This is a genomic window from Pseudovibrio sp. Alg231-02 (genome assembly GCF_900143565.1).
Lineage (GTDB): Bacteria > Pseudomonadota > Alphaproteobacteria > Rhizobiales > Stappiaceae > Pseudovibrio.
In genome coordinates, this window is record NZ_FREX01000004.1 from 361,922 (window position 1) to 388,345 (window position 26,424).

27 protein-coding genes are annotated in these 26,424 nt (G+C 52.6%); 13 read left to right on the forward strand and 14 right to left on the reverse strand.

Features of this window, described 5'->3' with window-relative positions; genetic code table 11:
• Positions 1-56: 56 nt before the first annotated feature.
• The 8 genes from DHN43_RS13940 to pcaDC are packed head-to-tail and all read right to left on the reverse strand — an operon-like array spanning position 57 to position 7,962.
• A complete protein-coding gene (locus tag DHN43_RS13940) occupies positions 57-1,445 on the reverse strand; it encodes a M20 family metallopeptidase (protein ID WP_108818982.1) in 1,389 nt (462 codons plus the stop codon).
• Positions 1,446-1,478: 33 nt separating this feature from the next.
• Positions 1,479-2,549 (reverse strand): 3-carboxy-cis,cis-muconate cycloisomerase, encoded by a 1,071-nt coding sequence (locus tag DHN43_RS13945; RefSeq protein WP_108818983.1) that lies wholly within the window; start codon positions 2,547-2,549, stop codon positions 1,479-1,481.
• A gap of 1 nt (position 2,550) precedes the next feature.
• Positions 2,551-3,756 carry a 3-oxoadipyl-CoA thiolase gene (gene pcaF / locus DHN43_RS13950; RefSeq protein ID WP_063306878.1) on the reverse strand — a complete coding sequence of 402 codons (1,206 nt, stop codon included), beginning with the start codon at positions 3,754-3,756 and terminating at the stop codon, positions 2,551-2,553.
• A complete protein-coding gene (locus DHN43_RS13955; protein WP_108818984.1) occupies positions 3,756-4,547 on the reverse strand; it encodes a CoA-transferase subunit beta in 792 nt (263 codons plus the stop codon). The genes pcaF and DHN43_RS13955 overlap by 1 nt, the downstream gene beginning before the upstream one ends.
• Positions 4,544-5,398: a CoA transferase subunit A gene (locus DHN43_RS13960; RefSeq protein ID WP_108818985.1), complete on the reverse strand. Its 855-nt coding sequence runs from the start codon at positions 5,396-5,398 to the stop codon at positions 4,544-4,546. Before DHN43_RS13960 ends, DHN43_RS13955 begins: the two co-directional genes overlap by 4 nt.
• A gap of 9 nt (positions 5,399-5,407) precedes the next feature.
• Complete coding sequence (gene pcaG, locus DHN43_RS13965) at positions 5,408-6,019, reverse strand: protocatechuate 3,4-dioxygenase subunit alpha (RefSeq protein ID WP_108818986.1); 612 nt, start codon at positions 6,017-6,019, stop codon at positions 5,408-5,410.
• A gap of 1 nt (position 6,020) precedes the next feature.
• Positions 6,021-6,779 carry a protocatechuate 3,4-dioxygenase subunit beta gene (pcaH, locus tag DHN43_RS13970; protein WP_063306883.1) on the reverse strand — a complete coding sequence of 253 codons (759 nt, stop codon included), beginning with the start codon at positions 6,777-6,779 and terminating at the stop codon, positions 6,021-6,023.
• Entirely contained in the window at positions 6,763-7,962 is a 1,200-nt protein-coding gene (pcaDC, locus tag DHN43_RS27595; protein ID WP_108818987.1) for a bifunctional 3-oxoadipate enol-lactonase/4-carboxymuconolactone decarboxylase PcaDC, read from the reverse strand. Before pcaDC ends, pcaH begins: the two co-directional genes overlap by 17 nt.
• Positions 7,963-8,045: 83 nt before the next feature.
• On the opposite strand from pcaDC, the gene pcaQ reads away from it, so the two are divergent.
• The 5 genes from pcaQ to pobA all read left to right on the forward strand — a co-directional run bounded on the left by pcaQ (position 8,046) and on the right by pobA (position 13,589).
• Positions 8,046-8,984, forward strand: a complete 939-nt coding sequence (gene pcaQ / locus DHN43_RS13980; RefSeq protein ID WP_208995411.1) for a pca operon transcription factor PcaQ — start codon at positions 8,046-8,048, stop codon at positions 8,982-8,984.
• A 248-nt stretch (positions 8,985-9,232) separates the two neighbouring features.
• The gene (locus DHN43_RS13985) at positions 9,233-10,267 is read left to right on the forward strand and encodes a TRAP transporter substrate-binding protein (RefSeq protein WP_108818989.1); all 1,035 of its coding nucleotides are present in this window, start codon (positions 9,233-9,235) and stop codon (positions 10,265-10,267) included.
• A 2-nt stretch (positions 10,268-10,269) separates the two neighbouring features.
• Positions 10,270-10,782 (forward strand): TRAP transporter small permease, encoded by a 513-nt coding sequence (locus tag DHN43_RS13990; RefSeq protein ID WP_108818990.1) that lies wholly within the window; start codon positions 10,270-10,272, stop codon positions 10,780-10,782.
• Positions 10,782-12,137 (forward strand): TRAP transporter large permease, encoded by a 1,356-nt coding sequence (locus DHN43_RS13995; RefSeq protein ID WP_108818991.1) that lies wholly within the window; start codon positions 10,782-10,784, stop codon positions 12,135-12,137. Before DHN43_RS13990 ends, DHN43_RS13995 begins: the two co-directional genes overlap by 1 nt.
• A 234-nt stretch (positions 12,138-12,371) precedes the next feature.
• Positions 12,372-13,589 carry a 4-hydroxybenzoate 3-monooxygenase gene (gene pobA / locus DHN43_RS14000; RefSeq protein WP_108818992.1) on the forward strand — a complete coding sequence of 406 codons (1,218 nt, stop codon included), beginning with the start codon at positions 12,372-12,374 and terminating at the stop codon, positions 13,587-13,589.
• Positions 13,590-13,644: 55 nt separating this feature from the next.
• Here the strand turns inward: pobA and DHN43_RS14005 are convergent, their stop codons facing one another.
• From DHN43_RS14005 to DHN43_RS14030, 6 genes are all read right to left on the reverse strand, one after another.
• Positions 13,645-14,538 (reverse strand): alpha/beta fold hydrolase, encoded by an 894-nt coding sequence (locus DHN43_RS14005; protein WP_108818993.1) that lies wholly within the window; start codon positions 14,536-14,538, stop codon positions 13,645-13,647.
• Between the two features lie 143 nt (positions 14,539-14,681).
• Positions 14,682-15,353 carry an HAD family hydrolase gene (locus tag DHN43_RS14010; RefSeq protein WP_108818994.1) on the reverse strand — a complete coding sequence of 224 codons (672 nt, stop codon included), beginning with the start codon at positions 15,351-15,353 and terminating at the stop codon, positions 14,682-14,684.
• Positions 15,354-15,496: 143 nt separating this feature from the next.
• The gene (locus tag DHN43_RS14015) at positions 15,497-16,054 is read right to left on the reverse strand and encodes a DUF3885 domain-containing protein (protein WP_108818995.1); all 558 of its coding nucleotides are present in this window, start codon (positions 16,052-16,054) and stop codon (positions 15,497-15,499) included.
• A 120-nt stretch (positions 16,055-16,174) separates the two neighbouring features.
• Positions 16,175-16,981, reverse strand: a complete 807-nt coding sequence (locus tag DHN43_RS14020) for a gamma-glutamyl-gamma-aminobutyrate hydrolase family protein (RefSeq protein ID WP_108818996.1) — start codon at positions 16,979-16,981, stop codon at positions 16,175-16,177.
• Positions 16,982-17,048: 67 nt separating this feature from the next.
• Positions 17,049-18,023, reverse strand: coding sequence for an amino acid ABC transporter permease (locus tag DHN43_RS14025; protein WP_057461496.1), 975 nt, complete (start codon positions 18,021-18,023; stop codon positions 17,049-17,051).
• A 4-nt stretch (positions 18,024-18,027) separates the two neighbouring features.
• Positions 18,028-18,864 (reverse strand): transporter substrate-binding domain-containing protein, encoded by an 837-nt coding sequence (locus DHN43_RS14030; protein WP_063296161.1) that lies wholly within the window; start codon positions 18,862-18,864, stop codon positions 18,028-18,030.
• 125 nt (positions 18,865-18,989) lie between these two features.
• Between DHN43_RS14030 and DHN43_RS14035 the strand changes: the two genes are divergently transcribed.
• The 8 genes from DHN43_RS14035 to DHN43_RS14070 all read left to right on the forward strand — a co-directional run bounded on the left by DHN43_RS14035 (position 18,990) and on the right by DHN43_RS14070 (position 26,369).
• The gene (locus DHN43_RS14035) at positions 18,990-19,925 is read left to right on the forward strand and encodes a LysR substrate-binding domain-containing protein (protein WP_108818997.1); all 936 of its coding nucleotides are present in this window, start codon (positions 18,990-18,992) and stop codon (positions 19,923-19,925) included.
• A gap of 642 nt (positions 19,926-20,567) precedes the next feature.
• Positions 20,568-21,500, forward strand: coding sequence for a LysR family transcriptional regulator (locus tag DHN43_RS14040; RefSeq protein ID WP_057461499.1), 933 nt, complete (start codon positions 20,568-20,570; stop codon positions 21,498-21,500).
• A 182-nt stretch (positions 21,501-21,682) separates the two neighbouring features.
• On the forward strand, positions 21,683-22,381 hold the full coding sequence (locus DHN43_RS14045; RefSeq protein WP_108818998.1) for a glutathione S-transferase family protein: 699 nt from the start codon (positions 21,683-21,685) through the stop codon (positions 22,379-22,381).
• Positions 22,382-22,796: 415 nt separating this feature from the next.
• The gene (locus DHN43_RS14050; protein ID WP_057461501.1) at positions 22,797-23,447 is read left to right on the forward strand and encodes a prephenate dehydratase; all 651 of its coding nucleotides are present in this window, start codon (positions 22,797-22,799) and stop codon (positions 23,445-23,447) included.
• Positions 23,428-23,862, forward strand: coding sequence for an acyl-CoA thioesterase (locus tag DHN43_RS14055; protein ID WP_108818999.1), 435 nt, complete (start codon positions 23,428-23,430; stop codon positions 23,860-23,862). Before DHN43_RS14050 ends, DHN43_RS14055 begins: the two co-directional genes overlap by 20 nt.
• Positions 23,863-23,894: 32 nt before the next feature.
• A complete protein-coding gene (locus DHN43_RS14060) occupies positions 23,895-25,091 on the forward strand; it encodes an acyl-CoA dehydrogenase family protein (protein ID WP_108819000.1) in 1,197 nt (398 codons plus the stop codon).
• Between the two features lie 61 nt (positions 25,092-25,152).
• A complete protein-coding gene (locus DHN43_RS14065) occupies positions 25,153-25,701 on the forward strand; it encodes a hypothetical protein (RefSeq protein WP_108819001.1) in 549 nt (182 codons plus the stop codon).
• Positions 25,698-26,369: a M23 family metallopeptidase gene (locus DHN43_RS14070; protein WP_063288024.1), complete on the forward strand. Its 672-nt coding sequence runs from the start codon at positions 25,698-25,700 to the stop codon at positions 26,367-26,369. The genes DHN43_RS14065 and DHN43_RS14070 overlap by 4 nt, the downstream gene beginning before the upstream one ends.
• The last annotated feature ends 55 nt before the right edge of the window (positions 26,370-26,424 follow it).

Genomic DNA, 26,424 nt, shown 5'->3' on the forward strand with positions numbered 1-26,424 from the left:
GCCTTAAATCATGAGGGTTTTATCCCAAAATGAGCCTCACGGCGTCATTGAATGGCCTAAGAAGGTGCCCCTTTTTCCGAAATATCCCAAAACAGCGCCACCATATTCCGCATGGCATCGCGGGCAACTGGTTTGAGAATATGCTCATTGGGCGCATGTTGCGAGCACCCGGCATAGGAATGCGGAACCCAAACGGTTGGCAGGCCCAATGTTTCTGCAAAGCACTCATTAGGCAAAGAGCCAGCAAGGTTTGGCAAAAGGTGGGGTGTCTTGCCACTGGTTTCTTCCAGGGACGCCATCACCATGCGCACCCAAGCATTATCTGGCGAAAGGCGCGTTGCATGAAAGAACCCGCGATCTTCCTGCCTTATCTCGACATTATTAAATCCATTGGCATCCAGATGCGCACGCAAGGATGGGACGAGACCCTGAACATCAGTTCCCACGACGTAGCGCAGCTGGCAAACTGCGAAGGCATAACCATCAATCGCGTTTACTGGTGCTTCTGGCACACCGCTCTTCATTGCGAGCACGGCAAAGGAGTTCCAGCCAAACACACGCTCGGCAGGGGTGAGACCCTCCTCTCCCCAATTCTCGTTTATGGTCGGGCCTTGACTATCACCAACGGGAAGATCACTCAGAGCTTCCCGAATGTCTGGTGTCAGGCTGGTTGGGCGCCAGCTTGGAATCTGGATTTGACCGCGTTTGTCCGCGATGCAGGAGATTGCATTGGCAAGGATAATGGCGGGGTCTGCAAGCAGCCCGCCCCAGTTGCCTGAGTGATTGGCACCATCACGCAGGTTTACTTGTAGTGTGAATGTTTGCGCACCACGCGCACCGGTGAAGACTGTTGGTGTATCCGATTGCAAGCGCGGCCCGTCAGAGGCGATCAGCACATCCGCTGCTAACATCTGCTTGTGTTCATCGAAGAACTCTTGCAGGCCAGCGGAGCCGGTTTCTTCAGAAGTCTCAATAATCACCTTACAGTTGAAGCCAAGTTGCTTCTTTTCCTGCAAAAGGCATCCCAAGGCCTGAAGGTTAATGAGATGCTGGCATTTATTGTCAGCTGTACCGCGCCCGTAAATGCGCTCGCCGTCTTCTTCCAGAACGAATGGGTCTCTTCCCCCCATCCAGTTACCGGCTTGTCCGCGCACAACATCTCCGTGCCCGTAGGTCAGAACTGTAGGGAAACTTGGATCTTCGATACGTTCACCGAACAAGAAAGGGCCACCAATCGGATTCGGATTGTCGAAGATGTGCGTTTTGAAGCCAAGACGTTCGAGAAGAGGTCGCATCTCCTCTTTCAGATAACGCATCAATTGGTGTTTTTGGTAGGGTTCCTGGCTTTCCGTCGGAATAGCGATTAATCGGGCCAGGTCAGTGAGGAATGCGCCGCTGTCGAAATATGTTTCCGCCCGTTTGATGGCTTCATTGCGACTGGACATTCTCATTCTCCCTTTCAGACTAGGTGCGCGCAGTTAATCACTTAAGGGGGTTCCAATCCACTCTGTTTGTTTCAGCAGCTTTAATGCACTCTGAAGACCAGCGCCCGTTGCAATGCACATGCCGGGCAAGATCATCCACTCCAACGCCCAGGCTGAACCAGAACGCTCTTGTTCATGCACCAAGGCGCTATGCATCGCAGAGACCTGGGTGCTGTTGTAACGGGCAAGTGTCACCAGTAATTCAGCGTTGATCGGATTGTGTTTGTGGGCCATGGCTGAGGAGCGGCCACCACCGGAAAGTTTAATTTCCTCAAGACCTTGCTGGGCCATCAAAGCGACATCCGTACCAATCTTGCCAAGGCTGCCGGAGATCATGGAGAGAACGTTTGCGTAATCCACCATGTTGTCCCGCTGCGTGTGCCATGAATGCTCCGGAACTCTCAGGTCCAGCCCTGCCGCCATGTGCGCGGCGATAGCAACTGCGTGTTCGCCCTGAGCATGGCTTGTTCCTACAGGTCCGCCAAACTGGAGCACTGCAACCTCTGCAGCAACATCGTTTAGCCGTTGATAGTGCCGTTTCAGCGGTTCAATCCATGTGGAAATGCGGTCACCTGCGGTTATTGGCAGCGCGGCTTGCATGCGCGTTCTGCCCATCAGCGGATAATCACTATTCGCCGATTTCACAGTTTCAAGTGCAGCGATGACCGCAGACAAGCGTTTTTGCAGAATTTGAGAGGTTTTTCGCAGAGCTAATGCCAGCGCGGTGTCCATCACATCCTGACTGGTGGATGTTTTGTGGCATTCAGCGGCATATGGCTCACCAACACGCATGCGCAGTTGTTTGATGAAAGCCGGGATTGGCAGGCCATCTTTTGCAACGCCTGCCTTGATCCGCGTGATATCAGGTGCAAACCCTTTGCAGCCAGCAAGCACAGCGTCTTTTGCTTCGGCTGAAACGAGAGAATGTGCGAACAAGGCCTTGGTGAGAGCCACTTCATAAGCCAGATAGTGATCCAGAGTTGTTTCCAGAGCGAAGGCGCGTTGCACGTCCTCATCTCCAAACAATCCGCTCCACATAGGATTGGTGAAGAGGCTCACACTCACATTAGTCCCTTTCCAGCGCGATCGCGATGCCCTGACCAACTCCAATACACATAGTGGCCAGTGCGCGTTTTTTGCCTTGCAGGCTCAGTTCCAACGCTGCGGTTCCGGTGATGCGTGCGCCGGACATGCCCAGTGGGTGGCCCAATGCAATCGCCCCGCCATTCGGGTTGATATGAGCTGCACCTGCATCCAACCCCAGTTCGCGCAGAACTGCAATCCCCTGACTTGCAAAGGCTTCATTGAGCTCAATGACGTCAAAATCAGAAGGTTGCAAATTTAACCGCGCGCAAAGTTTTTGCGCTGCAGGAGCAGGGCCAATGCCCATAATACGTGGCGCAACGCCGGCTGTTGCTCCGCCAAGCACGCGTGCAATTGGGGTCAGACCATATTTTTTGACCGCTGCTGCAGAGGCAACAATCAGCGCAGCAGCGCCATCGTTGACACCTGAGGCATTGCCCGCAGTCACGCTGCCATTTTCACGGAATGGTGTCGGCAGTTTTGCAAGTTTCTCGGCAGTTGTCCCTGCACGTGGGTGCTCATCAGCAGACACGATAATCGGATCACCTTTGCGCTGAGGGATTGTGACCTCGATGATCTCCTTGGCAAGGCGGCCATTTTCTTGTGCAGCCGCTGCTTTAGCTTGTGAGCTCGCGGCAAACGCGTCTTGATCAGCCCGGGAGACACCAAAGTCTTCAGCAACGTTTTCACCAGTCTCAGGCATGCTGTCGATGCCGAACTGCTTCTTCATTTTCGGGTTCACAAAGCGCCAGCCAATGGTGGTGTCGAACACTTCATTGGCACGAGAAAACGGTGTGGTCGCCTTTGGCATCACAAATGGCGCACGGGACATGGATTCCACGCCGCCAGCAATCACAAGATCGCATTCACCTGTCTTGATGGCACGAGAGGCTGCAATGACAGCATCCATACCAGAACCACAAAGGCGGTTCAGCGTTGTCCCAGGCACAGCCTCAGGCAGACCTGCCAGCAGTGCGACCATGCGAGCCACGTTGCGGTTGTCCTCACCAGCCTGGTTGGCACAGCCGTAATACACTTCGTCAACGGCTTCCCAATCAACTGACGGGTTCCGTTCCATCAACGCTTTAATTGGCAATGCGCCAAGATCGTCCGCCCGAACAGAAGACAGCGCGCCCCCATAACGACCAATCGGTGTTCTAATATAATCGCAAATATATGCCTCAGACATCAGGCCGTCTCCACTCTGTTACCCGCATGCGCCGCCGCCGTTCGCGCTTTTAATGCGCGCAAAACAGACAGTTCCTCCTCAGTCGGCGCAGGGGTCTCCTGCAAATCATCCGAGAACCGTACAGCCCAAGACACTGTTTGTTGCACCCGTTCTTTGGTCGTACCCGGATGAAGCGAGACCACTGTCAGCTCTTTGGTAACAGGATCAGGTTTCCAGATGGCAAGGTCGGTGATCAGCAGGGTTGGGCCTTTTGTGGTGATGCCCATGCGTGTGCGATGGTCCCCTCCTTCTCCGTGCCCAAAGGAGGTGTAAAAGTCCAGTTTCTCTACAAAACCACGCTTGCTCTGCTTCATGGTAATGTAAGTTTCCTGAGAGGAAGAGGAGATCTCAGGCGCTCCGCCGCCACCAGGCAATCTTACCTTTGGATTGTCGTAGTCACCCACCACGGTGGTGTTGATGTTGGCGAAACGATCAATCTGCGCTGCCCCCAGAAAACCGACTGTGATCTTGCCACCTTGCAGCCAGTAACGGAACATCTCGGTTACTGAAACCGTCGTCAACGCTGTGTCACAAAGCTCACCATCTCCAATGGAAAGCGGCAGAACGTCTGGTGCTGTGCCGATCGTTCCACTCTCATAAATCAGCGTAATGTCTGGTGCATGAGTTAGACGGGCGATGTTACAGGCAGCAGATGGCGGGCCGATGCCCACAAAGCACACATCCGTGTTGCTCAAGGCGCGGGATGCCGCGATGGCCATCATCTCGTCCGGGGTAAAGTCTTGTGCTGTCATGGAGTTACCTCCAGCCCTTTAATGCGGTCAGCAAACACCTCTGGTCCCTGCTTCAGCACGTGTTCTTCCATCCATGCCTGAAACCTCTCACGATCTGCTGCGATCGGATCCCAGTCGATATACGTCTTATTGTCTCTGCCGTAATACCCTTGCGCATAAGACGGATGCGCCCCGCCGCGCACTTCGCAAATAGCGGAGACGGTCCAGTGTGGCAGGATGCACGCGTTTATATGCGTATCCAGCTCATCAACCACTTCCTCAACCGTCACTATGGAGTGCGTAGCAGCCAGCACGGCTTCCTTTTGGACACCTACAATTCCTTCAATCAGCACGTTGCCTTTGCGGTCAGCTTTAAGAGCATGGATGAAAGCAACATCAGGACGAATAGAGGGAACAGCAGCCAATTCCTCACCCGTGAAAGGGCAATTTATTTTTTTGATATTCGGATTTACGCGCTGAAGTTCTGTGCCCATATAACCACGAAACACGGCGCATGGCAGGCCAGCAGCCCCAGCTTCATATGCATTGGCAAGAGCGGCGTGGGAGTGTTCTTCAATCTCGATGGAGCGCGGCCAGCCGTTTTCGATTGAATCACGCACACGTCGCAACAACCCAACACCCGGATTGCCCGCGTAGGAGAAGATCAATTTCCTGACCAGCCCCATACCGATGAGCTGATCATAAATAAGATCAGGCGTCATACGAATGACAGTGAGTTCATCAATGCCCTGCCGGATAACTTCGTGGGCAGCGGCGTGGGGAATGAGATGCGTAAAACCTTCAAAAGCGGCAGTGTCGCCGCTTTTGAGGTATTTCGTGACCGCATCTTTTAAAGACAGAAATTCAGCCATATTTATCAATCAGATATCAAAGAAGACGGTTTCGTTTTCACCCTGAATGTAAATGTCAAAGGTGTAGGTGTCGCCGGATTGCTTCGCGATCAGCGTTGATACGCGCATGCGATGTTCAATACGGCCCAACACCGGATCGACTGCGTTGGCTTCGTCCTCTTCCGGGAAGTACATGCGCGTATTGAGGCCAATGTTTATTCCGCGCGCGACGATCCAGAAATTGATATGCGGTGCCTGTGTCCTGCCATCAGGAAACGGAACAGAACCCGGCTTCACAGTTTCAAAGCAGAACTCACCACTTTCCAGATTGACCGGCTGGCGCCCCCATCCAGTAAAGTTGGGGTCAGCTTCACCACGCGTTTCTGACGGGCTGTTGAACAGACCTTCACTGTCTGCCTGCCAAATTTCCAGCATGGCATCTTTCAAAGGCGTTCCGGTTCCATCAAACACACGACCTTTAATGGTAATGCGTTGGCCTTTGGTTTGCGGATTTACCATGCGCGCGCCAAGGTCTTCTTTGAAGATCCCTGTGTTCCCGATGAAATTCGGTGTGCAACCGATATGAACGTACGGACCAGCCGTCTGGCTTGGGCTTTCTTTCAGATACTCCAGCTTTGTCATATCAATTGCCCTCCATACGGTTCTCAAACATGGTCGAGCGACGGCCACGCAGGACGATATCAAAACGGTAAGCACGGGCGTCCATTGGCACACAATGGTTCATGTCCAGCTTGGCAACCAGCATCTCAATCGCAGCCGGATCATTGATCGTCCTCACAATCGGACACAGCGGAATATGAGGATCGCCCTCAAAATACATCTGTGTGATCAGGCGCTGCGCGAAACCGGAACCAAAAAGCGAAAAATGGATGTGGGACGGGCGCCAGTCATTCACCCCGTTTGGCCACGGATACGGACCGGGACGAACGGTGCGAAAGGCATAATAGCCGTTCTCATCCGTGATGACGCGACCACATCCGCCGAAATTCGGGTCAAGCGGCGCAAGATAGCCATCTTTTTTATGACGGTAGCGGCCACCAGCGTTGGCCTGCCAAACTTCTACCAGAGCATTCGGAACTGGTCTGGCTTCTTCATCCAGAACATGACCATGGACAATGATGCGCTCTCCCTGCGCACTTTCACCCGGTTTGGCATAATTCTGCACCAAATCGTGATCCAGCTCACCCAGTATGTTGTGGCCGAAGACTGGTCCGGTGGTTTCGCTGATTGTATTTCCGAGAGACAAAAGCGCCTTTTGCGGAGACCGCAACACGCTCGTTTTGTAGTTAGGCGACAATGCCGGAGGATGCCAGTTCCGGTCTCGTGGAAAGAACGGACCAGCATTGGTCGTTGGCTTGCTCATCTCACTCCCCTGACGCATCAAGCTGCGCGAAAACATTTTTGACGACTTTGATGGCGCTGTTTGCGGCTGGCACACCAGCATAAATTGCGGTGTGCAGCAGAGCTTCGCTTATATCTTCCCGTGTTGCCCCGGTGTTTCTTGCAGCCCGCACATGCATGGCCACCTCATCTAGGTGCCCTAACGCTGCGAGAAGCGCAATAGTTACAATGGACCGTTCTCGCAATGTCCAGTTGTGCCGGGACCACACATGCCCCCAAGCCGCCTCAGTGATAAGCTCCTGAAAAGGCGCATCAAAACTGCTCTTTTGAACTTCAGCAGCATTCACGTGAGTGTCTCCCAACACCCTGCGCCGTGTCTGCATGCCTTGTTTGTAAATTTCGCTTTGCCGCAGTTCGCGCTGGTCAACCCTGTTTGGCCAACGAGAAATCGCCTGCCGAACAAGATGCGCCAGATACTCAGGTTGCTCCAGACTTGGCAGATGTCCGCAGTTTCCCACCCGCTCATATTTAGCGTTCGGAATGAGGCTTGCCATCTCCTCAACCAGTTCTGGCGGTGTAGACTGGTCGTCCTCACCAGCAACGCAGAGAACAGGCACGTCAATCTGTGCGGCCTGACAGGTCAGATCAGCGTCCCGAATGGCTGCACATGTGCCGATATATCCGTCCAAAGGTGTTCGGCACAAAAGATTCCGATATCCTGCAACTGCTTCTGGCCATTTTGCCTGAAAGCCCGATGAGAACCAACGAGACATCACTGTATCAGCGATCCCCTCCATCCCGTTGGCCTCAATTGCGTTGATACGCTCTTGCCACGTCTGTGCGTCACCGATGCGCGGTGCGGTGTCACACAGGATCAGCCCGCTCACCAGATCAGGCCGGGCGGCCTGCAGCGCCATTGCGATCATGCCCCCTACAGATACACCGCAAATCACTGCATTCTTGATGGACTGGCTGTCCATGAGCGCAGCAAGGTCACGCATATGCAAGTCAATCGAATACCGCTCATCGCCAACACTAGAAAGACCATGCCCACGTTTATCATAGGTCAGAACTTCGCCTTGATGCCCGAGATGAACCAGAAATTCATCCCAAATGCGAAAGTCCGTTCCCAATGAATTAATCAGAACAAGCGCTGGTGCTGCTGACTCTGAATTGGTCTTACTGAAGTGAAGCGTTGTAGAGTTTAATTCTATGAAGTGCATGCGCATCCCCCTAAACGGATCAATTGCATGTCTGTTTCAAAATGAATAATGATATTATCCAGATTAATCATATTGAGATTGTTATGAATAACTTACGCAGATTAAAGCTCAGGCATTTAGAAGCATTTGTGGAAGTGTCTCGCCAAAACAGCGTGAGCCGCGCTGCGGAGGTGCTTCATCTCACCCAGCCAGCCGTCACCCGTACTATTCGCGAACTGGAAGAAATATGCGGGCAGCCTCTGATTGAAAAAGATGGGCGCGGGATCCGCATCACCCATTACGGTGAGGTGTTCCTGCGTCATGCAGGCACCAGTCTGGCCGCTGCCCGTAACGGCATCAATGCATTAACTCAGCTCAACTATAGCGACGGCCCGATGGTCCGCATTGGCGCTCTGCCAACAGTGGCTGCATCGCTCATTCCGCAGGCCGTCAAAGCCTTCCTTGATACAGGGCTCCGAAATCGGCTTCATATCGTAACCGGAGAGAACCACGTCCTGTTGGATCAACTGAGAAATGGTGAGCTGGATCTTGTCATGGGTCGTCTGCCAGCACCAGAGAACATGCAGGGATTGGTGTTCGAACCGCATTATCGCGAGCGTGTCGTTTTTGCCGTCGACAAGAACCATCCCCTCGCAGGAAAACCGCAGATCAGCGTGAATGAGCTGGATGCTTATCCGGTGCTAATCCCTTCTGCAGCCTCAATTATTCGCCCGTTCGTCGATCGGCTTTTCATTGAACACGGCATTCCTGAACCAGAGCAGGCAATCGAAACCGTCTCGGACTCATTCGGCAGAGCCTTCACACAGGAATACAACGCGATCTGGATCATTTCGCGCGGTGTGATTGCGCGTGAGATTGAAAGCGGCCAGTTCGTGGAGCTGCCGATTGATACCCGTGCGACGGTCGGCTCTGTCGGCCTCAACATGCGCGCTGGCGAAACGCTGGATACGGCGGCGCAATGCTTTGCCGAGATCCTTATGGGGTTGAGCGAGCAGGAGGAAGTTCGCGCTCCAGCTCACTAAGTCAGAGCAAATTCAGGGTGCATATTGATACCCAATACGGCATGAGAAGCACGGTATTTTTCATTATTCATTTTGAAAAGTATATGTAATTCTCCGATTTCACAGTGGTGATTCCTAAGAATTCCCTTGGCGGATCATCCGGATCGTGATTAAGAATTTGACGGCCTTAGGGAGATGAGACTGCCCCAAGTAGCAGGATCAGGAAGGCTTGTCTGGTTTCGACCATTCTTCAGGAGGGTCACATACTTATGTTTGGTAATTTCAAAGGCTTCTGCGCTTCTACAGCACTTTTGCTTGCTAGTGTTTCCATGGCAGGCGCAGCAGAATACACATTTAAGCTCCACCACTTTCTAAGCCCCAAAGCGCCAGCGCAGACCAAGATGCTGGAACCATGGGCAAAGGCCGTTGAAGAAAATTCCGGCGGCCAGGTCAAAATCCAGATCTACCCGTCCATGTCGCTTGGTGGTCGTCCACCAGAGCTGGTGAACCAGGTTCGTGACGGCGTTGTTGATCTTGTCTGGACCCTGAACGGTTACACACCGGGCCTGTTTCCACGCACTGAAGTGATGGAACTTCCGTTCGTATTCCTGGATGATCCACGCGCGGCAAACCTTGCACTGTACGACATGTTCAAGAGCGATCTTGAAGTTGAATACAAGGGCTTGGAGGTCATGTTCCTGCACGTACATGCCGGTGCAGGCCTTCACACACGCGACAAGGAAGTCCGCAGTCCGGCTGATATGGCAGGTATGCGCATTCGTACGCCATCGCGCACCGGTGCATGGGTGATTGAAGCGCTTGGCGCCTCTCCTGCAGCAATGCCGGTTCCTGAGCTGCCGACAGCTTTGCAAAAAGGCGTGATCGATGCGGCGTTTATTCCTTGGGAAATCATTCCACCGCTGAAAATTCAGGAACAGACCGAGTATCAGATCGAAGGTGCTGGCAAAGCGCGCTTTGGTACTTCTGTCTTCCAGGTTTCCATGAACAAAGAGCGCTGGGAAGGGTTGCCTGAAGACATTCAGAAGGCCTTCCGTGATGCATCTGGTCCTGAATGGTGGGCAAAGGTTGGTGAAGTTTGGCGTGCGACAGATGACTTTGGCATCGGCCTCGCTGTAAAGTCAGGCAACAAACACATCACTCTTTCTGAAGAAGAAACAGCTGTCTTTAGAGAAGCTCTGGCTCCGGTCGTTGACAAATGGACCTCAGAAGTCGCCAAAAAAGGCATTGATGGCAACGCGATTGTTGCAAAAGCACAGGCATTGATTTCCAAGCACAGCGAGTAGCTATGGGCGCCTTTCAAAAACTCGGACGCACCGGCATTGCCGGTGCATTCGAAAAACTTATTGTAGTATGGGCACTTACCGGCGGAGTGGTTCTGCTGGCGGTGGTCGCGATAAACATCTACTCCACCCTTGGCAACATATGGGCTGCTCCCTTTCCCGGGGATTTCGAGCTCACTGAGATCGGCGTTGCTATCGCAGTCTTTTCTTTTTTGCCCTTCTGCCAGATCACTGATGCCAATGTCACAGCGGACATTTTTACCAGTAAGGCTGGTCCTCGTTTGAAAGCGTTTCTGGCGTTGATCGCATCGCTGATAGCGTTTGGGTTTGGGTTGTTGCTGTTGTGGCGGATGTACCATGGTATGTCTGATCAAAGGGAATACGATTACACCACCGCAATTTTGCAGATCCCTGTTTGGTATGCGTATGTGCCTGTTTTGATTTCGCTTTTTCTGCTGAGCATTGGGGCAATCATAACGCTGAGTGAAAACACCAGAGATCTGACTCGGAGAACCTGATGGCGGCAAGTCTTTTCATGGGCTTTGGAGCCCTCGCCATTTTGGTGTTCCTCATTGTCATCCGTATCCCGATTGCCTACGCGATGATCCTTGTCGGCGGCGTTGGAATTGCGCTCGTCAACGGCCCAATGCTGTTGCTTAGTCAGTTGAAAACATTGGCGTATGGCCAGTTCGCCATTTACGACCTCTCCGTCATTCCGCTGTTTATTCTGATGGGTGCGCTCGCCTCAAAAACCGGCTTGAGCCAATCCCTGTTCAGAGCGGCCAATGCATGGCTTGGCTGGATGAAGGGCGGCACGGCTATGGCAGCGATTGCCTCCTGTGCCGGGTTTGGCGCTGTTTGCGGATCATCACTCGCAACCGCCTCCACCATGGGCAAAGTCGCTCTGCCAGAGCTGAAGCGTTATAATTATTCAGGCGCTTTAGCGACTGGAACACTCGCAGCTGGCGGAGTTCTGGGCATTCTCATCCCACCAAGCGTCGTTTTGATCATCTATGCGGTGATCGTGGAGGCGAACATCGTTACTATGTTCGTTGCTGCGTTTATTCCGGGTATTTTGGCCGTTCTTTTGTTCCTCGCGGTGATCGCGCTCTACGTTTTCGTCAGTCCCTCATCTGGCCCTGCAGGTGGTGCCGGAACCCGAGAAGAGTTCCTCGCAGCCTCCCTCGGCGTGCTGCCTGTACTGACCGTTTTCGGACTTGTCATCGGCGGCATCTATTTCGGCTTCTACAATCCAACACCAGCAGCTGCTGTGGGTGTGTTTCTCGTCATGATGTTTGGACTGCTCCAGCGCAATCTGTCCCTCAGCGATATGATCGAGGCGCTGAAGGAGACAGCAGCGACTTCTGGCATGATTTACCTGATCCTGCTGGGTGCGGAGCTGCTCAAGATCTTCATGTCCCGCATTGGCTTGCCGCAGGAGACAGCGGCGTGGATTGCAGGCTCCGGTTTGGAACCCATGACCGTGATGCTGCTGATCCTGCTTGCACTCATTGCACTTGGCTGCCTGATGGACAGCATGTCCATGATGTTGCTGGTCATCCCGTTCTTCTGGCCTGTGCTTATGGAGCTGAACGGCGGCATGTATCAGGGCGCTGACGGTGCTGGGTACGGCATGAGCACTGAGGACCTGAAGATCTGGTTCGGTATTCTGGCGCTGATTGTCGTTGAGCTTGGATTGATTACGCCGCCAGTGGGCATGAATGTCTTCGTGATTTCAGCTTTGGCAAAAGACACGCCGATGATCCAGACCTTCAAAGGTGTTGCGCCGTTCTTTGGCGCGGAGCTGGTGCGTGTCGCAATTCTGGTGAGCTTCCCAGCGCTAACCCTTTGGCTGCCCAGAGTGCTTTCCTAAACGCAAAACAACAGGTTGTCTTGGCAGCATTGATTGCTGAGACAACCGAATGGATCAAAGCACTCACATAGCAATTTCGCTATAATTTCTGCCTATAAATCAATTTTACATATCAATCATAAACAGCAACACTGAACACCATTCAAACGTGTATTCGCAATCCATTTTACTTCTGACTTAGCGCATACCCCATTGCCGCGATCTGCCAGATGTTTTGAACCTAAGGAATTTTTCATGACCCACCATAGAGATCGTACTCAGGTTGCGATTATCGGCGGCGGTCCTGCTGGTTTATTACTCTCTCACATCCTGAGCGAAAACGGCGTGGACAGCGTTGTCCTGGAACAGCGCAGCAAAGACTATGTTCTCTCTCGCATTCGTGCTGGTCTTTTAGAGACCGGCACAGTCCAACTGCTCCGTGATTATGGCCTTGCGGAGCGTATGGATAAGAATGGTAAGAGCAAAAAAGGCTCATGGATTACGCGGCAGGGCTTTGAAAGTCATTTCATTGATACGCACAAATGGACTGGCAAGGAGATGATGGTCTACGGCCAGACCGACATCACCGAAGACCTGTATGACGCCCGCGAACGCGCTGGCGGCAACATCATCAACGAAGCCACTGATGTGACCCTTCATGATGTGAGCTCTGACAAGCCTTCTGTGACCTACGTGAAGGACGGGCAGACCTGTCATCTGGACTGCGACTACATCGCTGGCTGCGATGGCTTCCACGGTATCAGCCGCAAGACCATTCCTGACGACATTTTACGCACCTATGAGCGGGCTTATCCGTTTGGCTGGCTTGGCATCATGGCAGAAGTGCCACCCTTGCCGGATCTGGTCTATGCCTATCATGAGCGTGGCTTTGCGCTTGCTTCGCAGCGCAACCGGCTGCTCAGCCGCTATTACATTCAGTGCCCGCTGACAGACAGTGTTATGGACTGGTCCGATGAGCGGTTCTGGGAAGAGCTGATCGCCCGCTTCCCTGCGGATGTGGCGTCAGATATCGTCACCGGACCCTCTATTGAAAAATCCATCGCGCCACTCCGCAGCTTCGTGGCTGAACCAATGCAATACGGACGTATGTTCCTCGCAGGCGATGCAGCTCACATTGTGCCACCAACCGGAGCGAAGGGGCTCAATCTCGCAGCCTCTGATGTATTTTATCTCTCACGCGGATTGATTGAACAGATCAAGAGCAATCACGCCGCTCATCTGGAGCGTTATTCCGAGCTGGCTTTGCGCCGTGTGTGGAGCTCTGAGAATTTCTCGTGGCGGATGACGCAGTTGATGCACGTCTTCCCGGACATGAACGGGTTCGATGCTAAAATCCAGCAGAACAGCTATGAGCTTCTGCTGCAAAACGAGACCCAACAGCAGGCCTTGGCAGAAGAATATGTTGGTTTGCCGTTTGAAGAGCTGGACGCGCTGACCCTGTCTGCCGCTTAATCCAGCGATTGGAGAGAGGTCCATCCCTCTCTCCCCACCACGAGAACGCGGCTGACTATTCTGTTTTGTCAGCAATTTCAATAATCGCTGCGGCAAAGGCCTCAGGGTTTTCTTGCGGCAGGTTATGTCCTGTACCCTCGACGAGACGCGCCTCATAATATCCGTTGAAGTTTGTTTCGTGCCCTTTGCTGTGCCGCGGTGGGCTTACGCCATCATTGGCACCAAGCAATGCAATGGCTGGTACATTGATCTTCGGCTGCGCGGTGAGCAGAACCTCGATCTTCTCAAAAGCGGGATCTCCCTCAACCAGCCCAAAACGGTGTCTGTAGGAGTGGATGACAGTCTCAACGAAATCAGGGTTGTCAAAGCTCTCGGCGGTTTCGCGGAAGGTTCGGCGAGAAAACTCCCAGGTGGGTGACCATTGCTGCCAGAGCATTTTTGTCAGCTCTTCGCGGTTCTCAGTCAGACCATTGCGGCCACGTTCACTCTGGAAATAGTACTGATACCACCAGAGCTGTTCCTCCTCAGGCGAGGCAGGTCGGTAGGCTGCAGGAATGTTCTGGATGTTGTAGGCCACCCCGCCACTCACGAGCCCCCTCACCTTTTCCGGCCAGAGTGCTGCGGCGATGCAGGCTGCGCGGCCACCCCAGTCATAGCCCGCAACAATCGCCTGCGGCAGCTCCAAAGCCACCATCAGTGACCGCAGATCAAAGGCCAATGCGCCTTGCTGACCGGAGCGCGGCGTTTGCGAAGACAGATATTGGGTAGGCCCGTAGCCACGCAAGTAAGGGATGATGCATCGAAAACCGCGATTGGCGAGGATAACGGAGACTTCGTCATAGCTGCGTACGTCATACGGAAAGCCATGAAGCAGAACAGCTGGAACACCTGATTTCGGCCCAACATCCATATAGGCGATGTTCAGCACCCCGGCTTCAATAAACTTCATATGTCCAGTCCCCTATATCGCGCGGTCCCTTGCGCAACACTATAGATCAGGCCTGCTATGAGAAAGTAATAAACTTTCATACTCAAAAGCCTCCGAACAGCCAAAATCGCCTGTTCGGTATGCCGAAAGACCTAAGCCGATATTCAAAAAGCCTTCAATACTCCAATTAACTCTGACAAAGACTGTATTTCTGCATCAGCTCGTATGGGAAGATCTTTGGGCCAGATAGCACCATTCGGAAACCAAACGGATTTCATTCCAACTGTTTGGGCCCCGGAAACATCAGCCGTTGGAGAGTCGCCAACAAAGACGCAATCCTCAGTCCGAACTGATAGATTTCCAGCTGCAAGTTGAAAAATCTTCGCATCTGGTTTTCGCAACCCAACCGCCTCTGAGATAATGTAGTCGTCGGCGAGCCGGTCCAAATTTAGAGCCAGAAGAGACCTCAACTGTATGTCGGTCCTTCCGTTAGTGACAATTCCGATTTTTGCTCCCAAGGCCCTGATTTCACTAAACGCCTCGTTAAGCCCCTCAAACGGCATCGCAAATCGCCATGCGTTTCGCATGTAGTGATCGTATAACTCAGCTGCGAGATTTTGGTCGTCTATTCCAAACTCTTTGAATAGCGTTTGGTATACTTTATATTTTGACGACCTCCCGCGATTGTCGAGCTCCAACAAACGAGCCACGACATGAGAAGGAGTCGGGAACACGTTCGGGTACTGGTTGTTTAACTGGTCTTCCGCGAACGCCTTCAATGAAGACGTGCGAGCAAAAAGCGTTTCATCAAGATCAAATATTACTGCAGAAATCATAGCTGGACTGTGAACACCTTAACGGCAGTTCGTCAAGTTCCGCTTTGACCACACTCCGCCTGCCCAAGCATACCAGTTGTTGGAGATGGTCAATTCAGGATGACGCTTTATTACTCAGTGTGAGATTTTTTGGCTTCGCAACATCAGCAAGGAGGAAGCCATTCTGTAAACTCACATTTAAGGCGGGCAACTTCCTCTGCATTTTGCATGAAGCAATCGAAGCCGCCGTCATAGGGCGCAAATATGCGTGATGTTTCCCGGTTCATGAGTAGAAAACGCTCTTCATCCTGTGCTGCATCTTTAAGGGCTTCGCGATAGACCTCAGGAAACCAGCGAACCTCATTACCGTAAAAGCCTATGGTTTCCTCTTCGCCCCATGGGTCATCCTCATACTTCCATTTGAACCAGTACTTCAGACGAAACTGATCAAGAAGCTTGTGACTGTAAGGGAGAGGATACTTATCGAAATTCGGGAAATACGAGATGAAGAGGCAATTCTGCCCCTCCTTTAAAATCCGATTGGCCAGTACTCTGCCTCTGTTAAAGACAATTGCGGCTTCTTCCGGCGTTTCTGCGTATCGTCTTGTATCCGGCAGTGCATGGAACCTGACCCACCTTTCAGGCAGTACATCACGGAGGTAATGGCTATAGGGAGGGAGGTCTCCAAAATAGCCTTTCCATTCATCAATGAACCTTTTCACAATGATACAACCCTGTCTCAACCACTCAGCGGAACCATTGAATAATCAGAGGACACTTAGTTGAGATTGGTTCGAATTTTCCTAGGTAAATAGCTGCAATCCGTTTTGAATTGAGAAGAATTACAGGAACGCCTTCACATCTTCTATGCTCTGCATGGCCTTAGAAAAGGCCGCAAAAATGCGGGTGGAAACGGGATTACTCACGGCTTCAAATTCCGCATGCCACTGAATGCCAAGGAAGAACGCTTTGTCTGGATGATGAAAGGCTTCAATCACGCCGTCCTCAGAAAGAGCATCAAGCACCAGTCCGTCTCCAAGCGTCTCAACCGCTTGTTCGTGCAGAGAGTTTACCTGATGGTCGCCTTTACCAAGGATAGAGTTCAGCAGTCCATCCTCTTCAAGGATGAGTTGATGAGCTGCCCCGTATCTTTGTTTTGGTGGCAGCGTGTAGTCGATGGGGTGGTGCAGCGAAAATTCATGGTTCGCATAAAGGTCATTTCGGATGGTGCCGCCGAAAGCCACATTCATTTCCTGCATGCCGCGGCAAATTCCAAGCAGTGGCAGGTCATTTTCAAAAGCGGCACGGATCAGCGCAAATGCGGAGGTGTCGCGTTTGTCATCAAACGGGCCATGGCTCTCCAAGGTGCCGTCATTGTTGTAATACGCAGGCTGAATGTTGGAGGCATCGCCTGTCAGAATAAGCCCGTCAACCAGCGACAGCACATGGGCCAGCTCTGCGTCCCTCAAGAGTGTTGGGATGATGAGAGGGATTGCCCCAACAGCCTGCAATGCGGCTGTCAGGTACTTATCATCAATGGTTTGCGTTCCAAGGCCCGCATCTTCTGAGGAATTCGCCAAAATTCCGACAATGGTTCTTTTATCAGCAGCCACGCTCTGCGGCGTGGTTTTGCCAGTCTTGCTTGTCATAAGCGTATCCCTTCAGGGCACGAAAACTCGTGGCGCACCTACGCGCTCAAAATCAATGGAAGAATAATTATCGCTTCAGCGATTTAGCGTAATGCGTCTCAATTCGCTGTTGCACAAATTCCAGCATGACCGACATGACCCAGTAGATGATGGAGGCGGTGATCAGCATCTCCAGAATCTTGAAGTCAGATCGTCCCTGCGTTCGTGCAATGAACATGATGTCCCAGACGCCGACGACCGAAACCAGCGAGGAATCCTTGAGCATCGCGATGAACTGGTTGCCCGTTGGCGGCACAATAACCCGCATGGCTTGGGGCAGAATGACTTTTCTAAACGTCAACAAACGCGGCAAGCCCAACGCATCCGCAGCTTCCCATTGCCCTAGCGAAATCGACTGAATGCCAGAGCGGAAAATCTCGGTCATGTACGCCCCATACACCAGCGACAGCGCGATGATTGCTGCTGGAACGGGCGAAATGACATAGCCAATCTGCGGCAGGCCGAGATAGATCAGGAAGAGCTGCACCAGCAACGGCACGCCGCGAAAGTACGAAGTATAAAATGCCCCGACACCCTCAACCACTCCAATGCCAGAGAGTTTTGCGGTGGCTCCCAGCAACGCGAAGATGAAGGCCAGTGTGATCGCGATGGCAGAGACATAGAGCGTGGTGAATGCCCCTGTCGTTATCAGGAAGGGCAGTTTGCGCCCGATAAACTCAAAACTCAGCTCAAAGCTCAGGAAGAACCCGAAAGCACCTGCAGCAAGCAGGAGCCACACAGTGATCAGCTGAGCGCGCCGGGACAGGCTGAGGATGAGAAACCCCAGCCCTGACGCCAGCAGGAAAATCACCATGGATACAGAAAAACGCCCCCACCAGCTGGCAAGTGTTTCTTCACTCATCGCAGGGCGAAGGAATGACCCGATCACGCCTTGATTGAACGCGAGATAAAACGCGATCACAAAGGCCAGTGATCCGAGCGTTGCTGCTGCTTTCAGGCGGGCCGGACCCTGCCTGAAAGCGCCATTGGTGAGTGTGACCATGATCTTACTTAACGCTCACGAGGTCCGCACCGTGCCATTTCACGGATAGCTTGGTCAAAGTGCCATCGCTCTTCATGTCCTCAACAATGGAAGCCAGCTTGTCGCTGAGCTCTTTGTCGCCTTTATCAATCGCAATCGCCAGCGGCTCATAAAAGATCGGATCACCCAACTGCTTGATCGGCAGGCCCTTCTTCATCGCCTGCTGAATAACAGGAACAGACTGCGCCAATGCATCAAGACGCACGCCATCGCCAAGAGACAGCTCGTCAAACTCGTTGATATCGCTGTAAAGTTTGATTTCACCCGGTGTCACAGCGTATTCGAACGCCGGTGCGCCAACCGCATCAATCTCAAGCTTGTGCTCCAGGTACTTGTGGTAGGTGGACGAGCCCACAACGCCGATCACTTTGCCGTCCAGATCCTTAAGCGATGTTGCCTTGGAGTTTTTGTGAACCGCAAAAGCTGCCGGGGTGTAGTAGTACACGGCAGGGAAATCCAGCACTTGTGCGCGGGCTTTTGTTGGGGTCATGGACCCGACAACCATATGCCATCTGCCAGACCAGCGGCCCGCAGTCATGATTTCCCAACCCGGCGTTACAAACTGCACCTCAACACCAAGACGCTTAGCGATCTCTTTGGAAACGTCAATGTCAAAGCCCTGCAGCTGGTTGTCGTCTCCCATAAACGCGTTCGGGCGATAATCAGAGTTAGAGCCCACGAGCAACGTCTTGCTCTTCATGATCGCATCCAGAGCCTCTCCCGCCTGTGCGCTCATGCCAACAACGCTTGCAGAGACAAATAGTGCAGCCCCCAAGATGGCTTTTCCGGTATTTTTAAACATCCCAACCCCCAAATTCGTCATTATGACGGATATTTCTCAAAGTTTTGGGCAGTTTATAAGTGCGGGTCAGAGCAAGACAAATCAGTCTGATTGATCCATGTATAGAAAAACTCTATACATCACTCATGGCTATCTCTCGACGTTTCGTCCCCACCCTTCAGGAATTACGTGCACTCGCGGCAGTTGCACGGCACAAATCCATCTCCGCGGCCGCTCGGGAACTGAACGTCTCACAACCAACAGTATCCTATCATATCAAGCAGTTAGAAGAACGTTGGGACGTTAAGCTGTTCCGCATGAACGGGCGCAATCTGGAGCAGACGGAACTGGTTCAGGATATCCTTTCGGAAGTCTCAGCAATCAACAATGGTATAGAGAACCTCTCATACCTTCTCGCCAGCCAGACCGCTCGAAAGCAGCTCACAATCGGCATTGCGCCGTCTCTTGCCTCCATTATGCTGGTCCCGCGTTTAGCTCAATTCTCCGCTTTGCACCCGCACGTGGCGATCCGGATCAGTGCAGCCAATCGCTTCGTTGATTTTGCGGAAGAAAAACTCGATGTGGCGCTGCGCTTGCTGCCCAAGCCTGAGGGCGATCTCGGAGCATCTCCGCTTATTCCCCTGCCGCAAGAGCGGATGCGTGTGGTCTGCTCACCAAACTATCTGGAGACCATCGCAGGAGAGCGTCTGGCACCGCATTCAGCGCCAGTTGAGCTCTTTGCCAAAGCTGATTTCATTCATGAAGACGAGGCCTTCCACTGGCAGAAGTATCTGGAAGCCAGTTGGCCCGACTTTTCCGGCCAGATGGTGCAGCAACTCACCTTCAACAACACGGACCTTATCCTGCAAAGCGCTATTGCCGGACGTGGCTTTGCCATTCTCAGAGACCTCTATGTCATAGATGCATTGAATGCAGGCACGCTTGTAGAGCCGTTTGCTGAGACGCTGCCGTGCCAGCGTGCTTTCCAGTTTGTCTTGCCAGAAACATCTATCCCCTCAGCCCCGGTTTGGGATTTCATCAACTGGCTGAGTGACGAGATGACAAAGATGCAAATCCGCTAAGCGACTTGCTCCCAAAACCATCTGGATAAGATAGTCAAGCTGACACTCATGCTCCCGACATATTGTCAGTTTGCCCGCATTGTTGCCGTCAAAGTGCCAAGGAAGTAGTCACTTGACCTCCCATCTGCCCAAAAAACCATCAAGCAAACAAAGAGATACATTTAAGTGATTATCAATAATTCACTTTAGCACTATACAATAATTACTGGTTATGTATTGTCATATTAAATAGATAAAACCCATATAATCATAAAAACAGATTTTCACATCAATAAATACAACAAAATTAAAATCACTAAATCAAATTACGGAAACAAACTACTTATATGATGATGAGCAATCAAATTATTCATCCAAACCGCAAATTAATTTACTTATTGCGGCGGAATCGAACTTCGCTATACGAAAGAGATCAGGAGCTCAGCGTCCAGCCCGGCAACATGACCGGACATACACCTCTCGGGAGGACTGGCCTTCAAAAGTAGGCTTGGTCTGACTGCAGAGATATCGTAGGGTGATAGCAGGGCATACCCGTTTAGCGGGTGCCAGCACACTAGCCCAAAGCCAACGGCTGAGCATAGTTATTGTCCTTTTCAGAGCCGAATACGTTCAAGAAACTCTTTTCTTATTGGAAGGAAAAGGATGGACATTCATCAACTCAAAACCTTCGTGACGGTCGCGCGCGAAGGCAGCATAACCAAAGCTTCAGAATTGCTCTTTCGCAGCCAGCCAGCTGTCAGTGCGCATATCAAAAACATGGAAGAGACATTGGGATTAACGCTCTTCCAACGGACACCCCGTGGAATGGCGGTCACCCCCGACGGACAACGCCTCCTCACGGAAGCACATCAGTTGCTGGACCGGCACCAGAAGTTTCTGGAGGAAGCATCGCGGTTACGCGGAAGTCTTGCAGGCAATTTGACCCTCGGCGCTGGCCGCAACTCAAGCACAGGCGTTGTAAGCAATCTGCTTGCGGCCATGTCTCAGGAGTTCCCCGAGGTTGAAGTTGAGCTACAGCACCGCCCCTCTGTGAAGGTGTTGGAAGGCATTCGCAACGGCAGCCTCGACGCCGGATTTTATACGGAAACGGGCGAGGATGACGCCGGGCTCTCCACATTGGAGATCTCCAATTTCTGCGTTTACCTCGCAGCCCCTGCGGACCTTGTGCCCGTTGCGGCTGAGGTGAACTGGAAGGCACTTGAAAACGTGCCGTGGATCTACCCAAGCGGCAATTCCTGTTGCGGGCGTGTGGCAAGGGACCTTCTGGACACGCATGGCATCAGGCCCAAGCGGGTGATCAATGTGGATGATGAGGGGGTTACACGTGCTTTGATTGCCAGCGGTGTTGGTATCGGGCTCGTTCATGCCAACTCAACAAACCCTCAAGAGAACCAGGGCGACATCGTCTTGCTCTCTCAGGTGCAAAAATCAGCCCGCGTGTTGTTTGCGCACCTTTCCTGCCGGAAAGAAGACCCGGTGATTGCGGCGGTTCGCTCCATTCTGGCGACAGACAATTGCACGAGCCTTTCGTTTCAGGACGACCGAACACTAGAGGCGGCGCTTATCGCCTCCTGACACTTTCAAAAGAACCAGATTTGCAAGACTTCAGCTCAGCAATGGGCTGAAGTCTTGCACCCTGCTTTCCAGTTGGGCGGATGGCTGCTCTGCCCAGTTGGCGTTAAAGACAAAAACAATCCGGAATACTGAGGAATTTTTTAGCGCAAACTCATTGTTTAATTCTCATCGGGAGAAGCCACATGCAAAGACTTCTTTACAGCCTCAGCGGAGCCTCCGGGCAACATTACTCACCGCATGTCTGGAAAATTATGATGTCCCTGAAGCACAAGGGCCTCGATTTTGATCTGAAGCCGGTTTTCTTTGGCGACATTTCCAATATTGAAGACGGATCTTTCACCAGCGTTCCTGTGCTCAACGACCAAGGCAAGCTTTTAGGTGATAGTTTTGAGATCGCCGAGTATCTGGAAGACACCTATCAGGACGCACCCAGCTTGTTTGATGGTGCTGGCGGTCTCCAGCTTTCCCGCTTTGTGGAGAGCTACTGCAAAACCGTCCTGCACCCGACATTGGCTGTGATTGCTGTGATGGATATGTACAACATCATGAATGATGCCGACCGCGCCTACTTCCGGCCTGCACGCGAAAAACGGTTCGGAAAACCTCTCGAGGAGGTCTATGCAGGGAGAGACGCTGAACTGAGCACTTTGCCGGAGAAGTTGAACCCTGTGCGCGACCTGCTCACCAATCAGGATTGGTTCGGCGGCGAGAGAGCGATGCATGCAGATTATGTTCTGTTCGGCACCTTGCAGTGGTGCAAAGTGTGCTGCCCAGATCCAATTCTTGCTCCAAGCGACCCTGTCAATTTGTGGTTTGAACGCATGTTGGATCTTCATGATTACATGGGTCGCAAAGCTCTCAGCGAAGCTGTTGCCGCCTAGCGCTGTCTATATTTCGCGCAACTCCAAATTACTAAGCCCTTCAGAAGGCATCGCATTTTTTTGCGGTGCCTTCTTTTTATGCAACCGCCTGTATTATCAATAATTTAGAAGCAATAACTTCCGCTGAGGCATTCCTCATCTATCCTGAGGGAAGCCATCAGTTTTTTCAGCTTGTTCAAAGCAAACCTTTCCGGCTCCATAGGGTCACACGAAAAAATATTACTGGACGCGAGGAACAAATTTCACCTCAAAACCGGCAGAGCAAACGGAGATTTATCGGAGTCTGCGCGTGCTACCGCTCTGCCCATGCATAAGAACAACGACAAGCCAACGCAGTTTGTCAGGGGAGCGCCTCGCGCAAATCCTGCATCGGCATTTTTCAGTCTTTCTTCCCAAGTGAAGGATCAGAGAATTTATGGATGCACATATTGAAGCCTCGGACTATTTGGCCAAAGGAACAGCCCCACTGTCCTTTGATTGGGTCCGGCAAGTTCACACTCTGGGGCCGACTGGTACGAACTGCGAAAGAGCAGCTCTGACATGGGTACAGCGTCACTGCAAAAACGCCGAGGTCTTTCTTCACCCGACCATGGAAATTGCAGCCGAAGCCGTTGCTCAATGCCGCAAGTCCGTTTTGCTGAGTGTCGTCGCCTACCCGCATCTTCATTCAATTATTTACGAGCACATCGGCCAACTGAAACTGATGGACGTGTTCATCATGAACACCGACAACATGGTGCTGGCCTCTTCTACCGGCAAAACACCAGCCCTTTGCGCAACGCATCCGGCACCGGAAAAACTGATCCCGGCCTCTATTGAGCGCAAGTACGTCACCAGCAACGCGCAAGCCGCGGCTGTGTGCGCCAAGGGCGAGGCTGATGGCTGCATCACCACGCTGTGCGCCGCCAACGAGTTTTCTCTGACAGTCCTGACAAAGCACGGCCCCGTGCCCATGGGCTTCACCATTCATGGTCCGTTGCAGGCCGCGACACAGACCCAACCTTCATTCACCAATGATTTTCAAAACCCCAACAGGAGGGAATTTCATGACACAGAAAGCTTATGAAACACCAATCGATATCCGCTACCGCGATACAGATTCAATGGGTCATGTAAGCAGCCCGATCTACTACGATTACATGCAGTCCGCTTATCTGGAATACATGCATGATCTGCTCAAGCTGCCAAAGTCTGAAAAGCTGCCGCACATCATGGTAAAAACCTCTTGCGACTACGTTTCTCAGGCTCTTTACGGCGACCATCTGGTTGTGTTGAGCCGTGTGACAAAGTTTGGCGGCAAGAGCTTTGAGATGCAGCATGAAATGCGTCTTGGTGATGCAGATGGCCGCGTGGTTGCCAATGCAGCTTCCACTCACGTGATGTTTGATTACGAAAAGCAGGCAACCTATCCGGTGCCGGATGAGTTCAAGACTGCGGTTGCAGCTCTGCAAGAACCTGCCGCTCTTCATCAGCCAGCTTAAGATCCGTCACTTTTGAAATCTGGAGATCTCTGATGGATCTACAATGGAATGAACGTCAACAGGCTCTGCGAGCAAAGTATGCTCAAATTGGCAGCCAGATTGACCACTCAGAGCTTCACGCTGGCAAGCAGGCATTTGATCAGGACACATGGGACCGGCTTTTAGAAGCCGGTCTCTGGAAGATCATCGTCCCGGTTGAGTACGGCGGTGCAGGCACCAACTGGTGGGACTTTACCGCTGCTCTGGAAGGTCTTGCATGTTCTGTGCGCACGCCGGGTATTCTGCTTTCTGTCATCGCACAGGCAGGCATGGTTCATGCACTCAACCTGTTCGGCACGGAAGCGCAGAAGAAGGATTATCTTGGCCGTATCCTGAAAGGGAAGCTCAGCGCAACTGCGATTGCGGACCCTGATACGGGCACAGATGTGCGCTCCACCTCCTCTGTGCTGACACCGGGACCAAATGAGACGTTCATGCTCAATGGTGCCAAGTACAACATTGCTCATGCGCCCGTGGCGGATTTCACGCTTGTCGTGTGCAAGCTGGATGGTCATGCACGTGACGGTATCTCGCTCATTTTGCTGGATGCAGGCACCAAGGGCCTTGAAGTTGGCGACTACGACCAAAAGCTCGGCAATCTGGATTTGCCAACCGGGCCGATGAAGTTCACCAATATCCCGCTGCATTACGGCGACTTGCTTGGCATTCCCGGCAAGGGCCTGCGCAACCTGATCACCTTCGTCTCCCTCGGCAGACTGTATTACGGTCTGGTTTCGGCATGGATGATTGAACCGATGCTGAAGGAAGCGATGCGCTACGCTCAGGAGCGTCAGACCTTCGAAGTGCCGGTGCTTGAGTTCCAGTACGTGCAGAAGAAGCTCACCGACATGCGCATCTCCGCAGAATCCGCCAAGTGGACGGCCTATGGCGCACTCCAGCAGCTTCTGTCCGGCGCACCGGAAGCCGGCATGACCTGCTCCATTGCCAAGTTGGTTGGGGCTGAAGCGATCACCAGTGGCGCGATCGACTTGCTCAAGCTCTACGGCACCAAAGGCTATCATCAGGGTGAGGTTTCGACCTTCCTGCGTGATGCACTGGCGTTTTGCGCTGTGGGTGGCACTGAGGAAATGCACCGCCGCAACATCATCAGTCAGATGAAACGGCTGGAGGCGAAAGCGGCAAAAGAAGCAACGCCCGTGCGCGAAGAACGCTTGCTTGAAACAGCATGATTTGATGCAGGCCCCGATATTGCCGGGGCTTTGCACTCTTTTGCATTTACAGGAGACTTTTATGGAATTCGCCAAAGTCGCATTAGCGGCCACTCTTCTGGCAGCAACAACCGCCGCTCCCACTCTGGCAAAGAATGGTGTTAAGCGTGTGCCAACCAAGATCGATTGGCAAGCAGCCAAAATCGCTGCAAAGCGGTCACTCGCGCGGGACCCAGCCGCCGTGGAAAAGTTCGTCACCGCTACAACTGGCAAGCTCAGTTACATTGAGCTGCCTGTCCTGATTTTCGGCAGTGATGCGAAGATGGAGACGCCACAGTTCGGAAGCCAGAACTCATCCTATGCTGCGTTTTACACTCTGGAAGGCGCGCAGATCAGCATTCTGGGGTCTCACAATGTGCTGACTGGAACGGAAGATCTCACCGAGCATCATAAGGCAACTGCGCATGAATCCATCGGCAACGGGGCAGACTACAATCTGAACCGCTACGGGGCGCATTACACAATCCGCCTGACCTGCGACAACCCGATCAAAGACACGCGCTGCCGTAAGCCTGATTTTCTTCAAAGCGTCGTTCAGACCCTCCTTGTTGTGAATGGAGCAAACCAATGATGCGATTTATCTATCTCTGTCTGGCCCTGACCTTTGGCTTCTCCGCCCACGCAGATGACAGCTCCCGCTTTATGCAACCGGGTGACCTGATTGCAGACACCGGAAAAGGTGTTGCAAGCCATGCCATCTTTTTCCCAAACATGCGGTTTCCGGTGGAATCCGGCCCAGCCTATGCCAACTCTCACGCTTATGCACCAGGTGGCTTCAAAGCTGACGGCGGGTCCGAGTGTGATCCGGTGAACTATTCCTACCCATGGCGCGATAACTTTTGCGAGTTCCGCAGGGCTGACCTGCCAGTTTGCGCGTCTGGCGGCCATCAGGGGCAGGACATTCGGCCGGCATCATGTGAAGCCAGCAAGCACTGGGCCGTTGCAGCAGAAGACGGCATTGTTGCCCATGTAGGTCGTTTTGGTGTGACCATCCAGAGCGCTACCGGCACGTTGTATCGTTATGTGCATTTAGACATGGCCACTCTGCAGGTGAAGCCAATGGACAAGATTGTCCGCGGCAACCGCATTGGCAAGATCTCCAACAACTGGCTTGGGCCGCTACCAATCCATCTGCATTTCGATGCAAAAGACACGGTGTTGCTGAACGGGGAACCGAAATCAGTGTTCCTGCCGCCTTACACCAGTCTCGTGGCATCCTATCAATTGATTATGGATTGATCAGCTGAGATTTGATCACAGAGGGCGCCTTTCACGGTGCCCTTTGTGCTTTTCA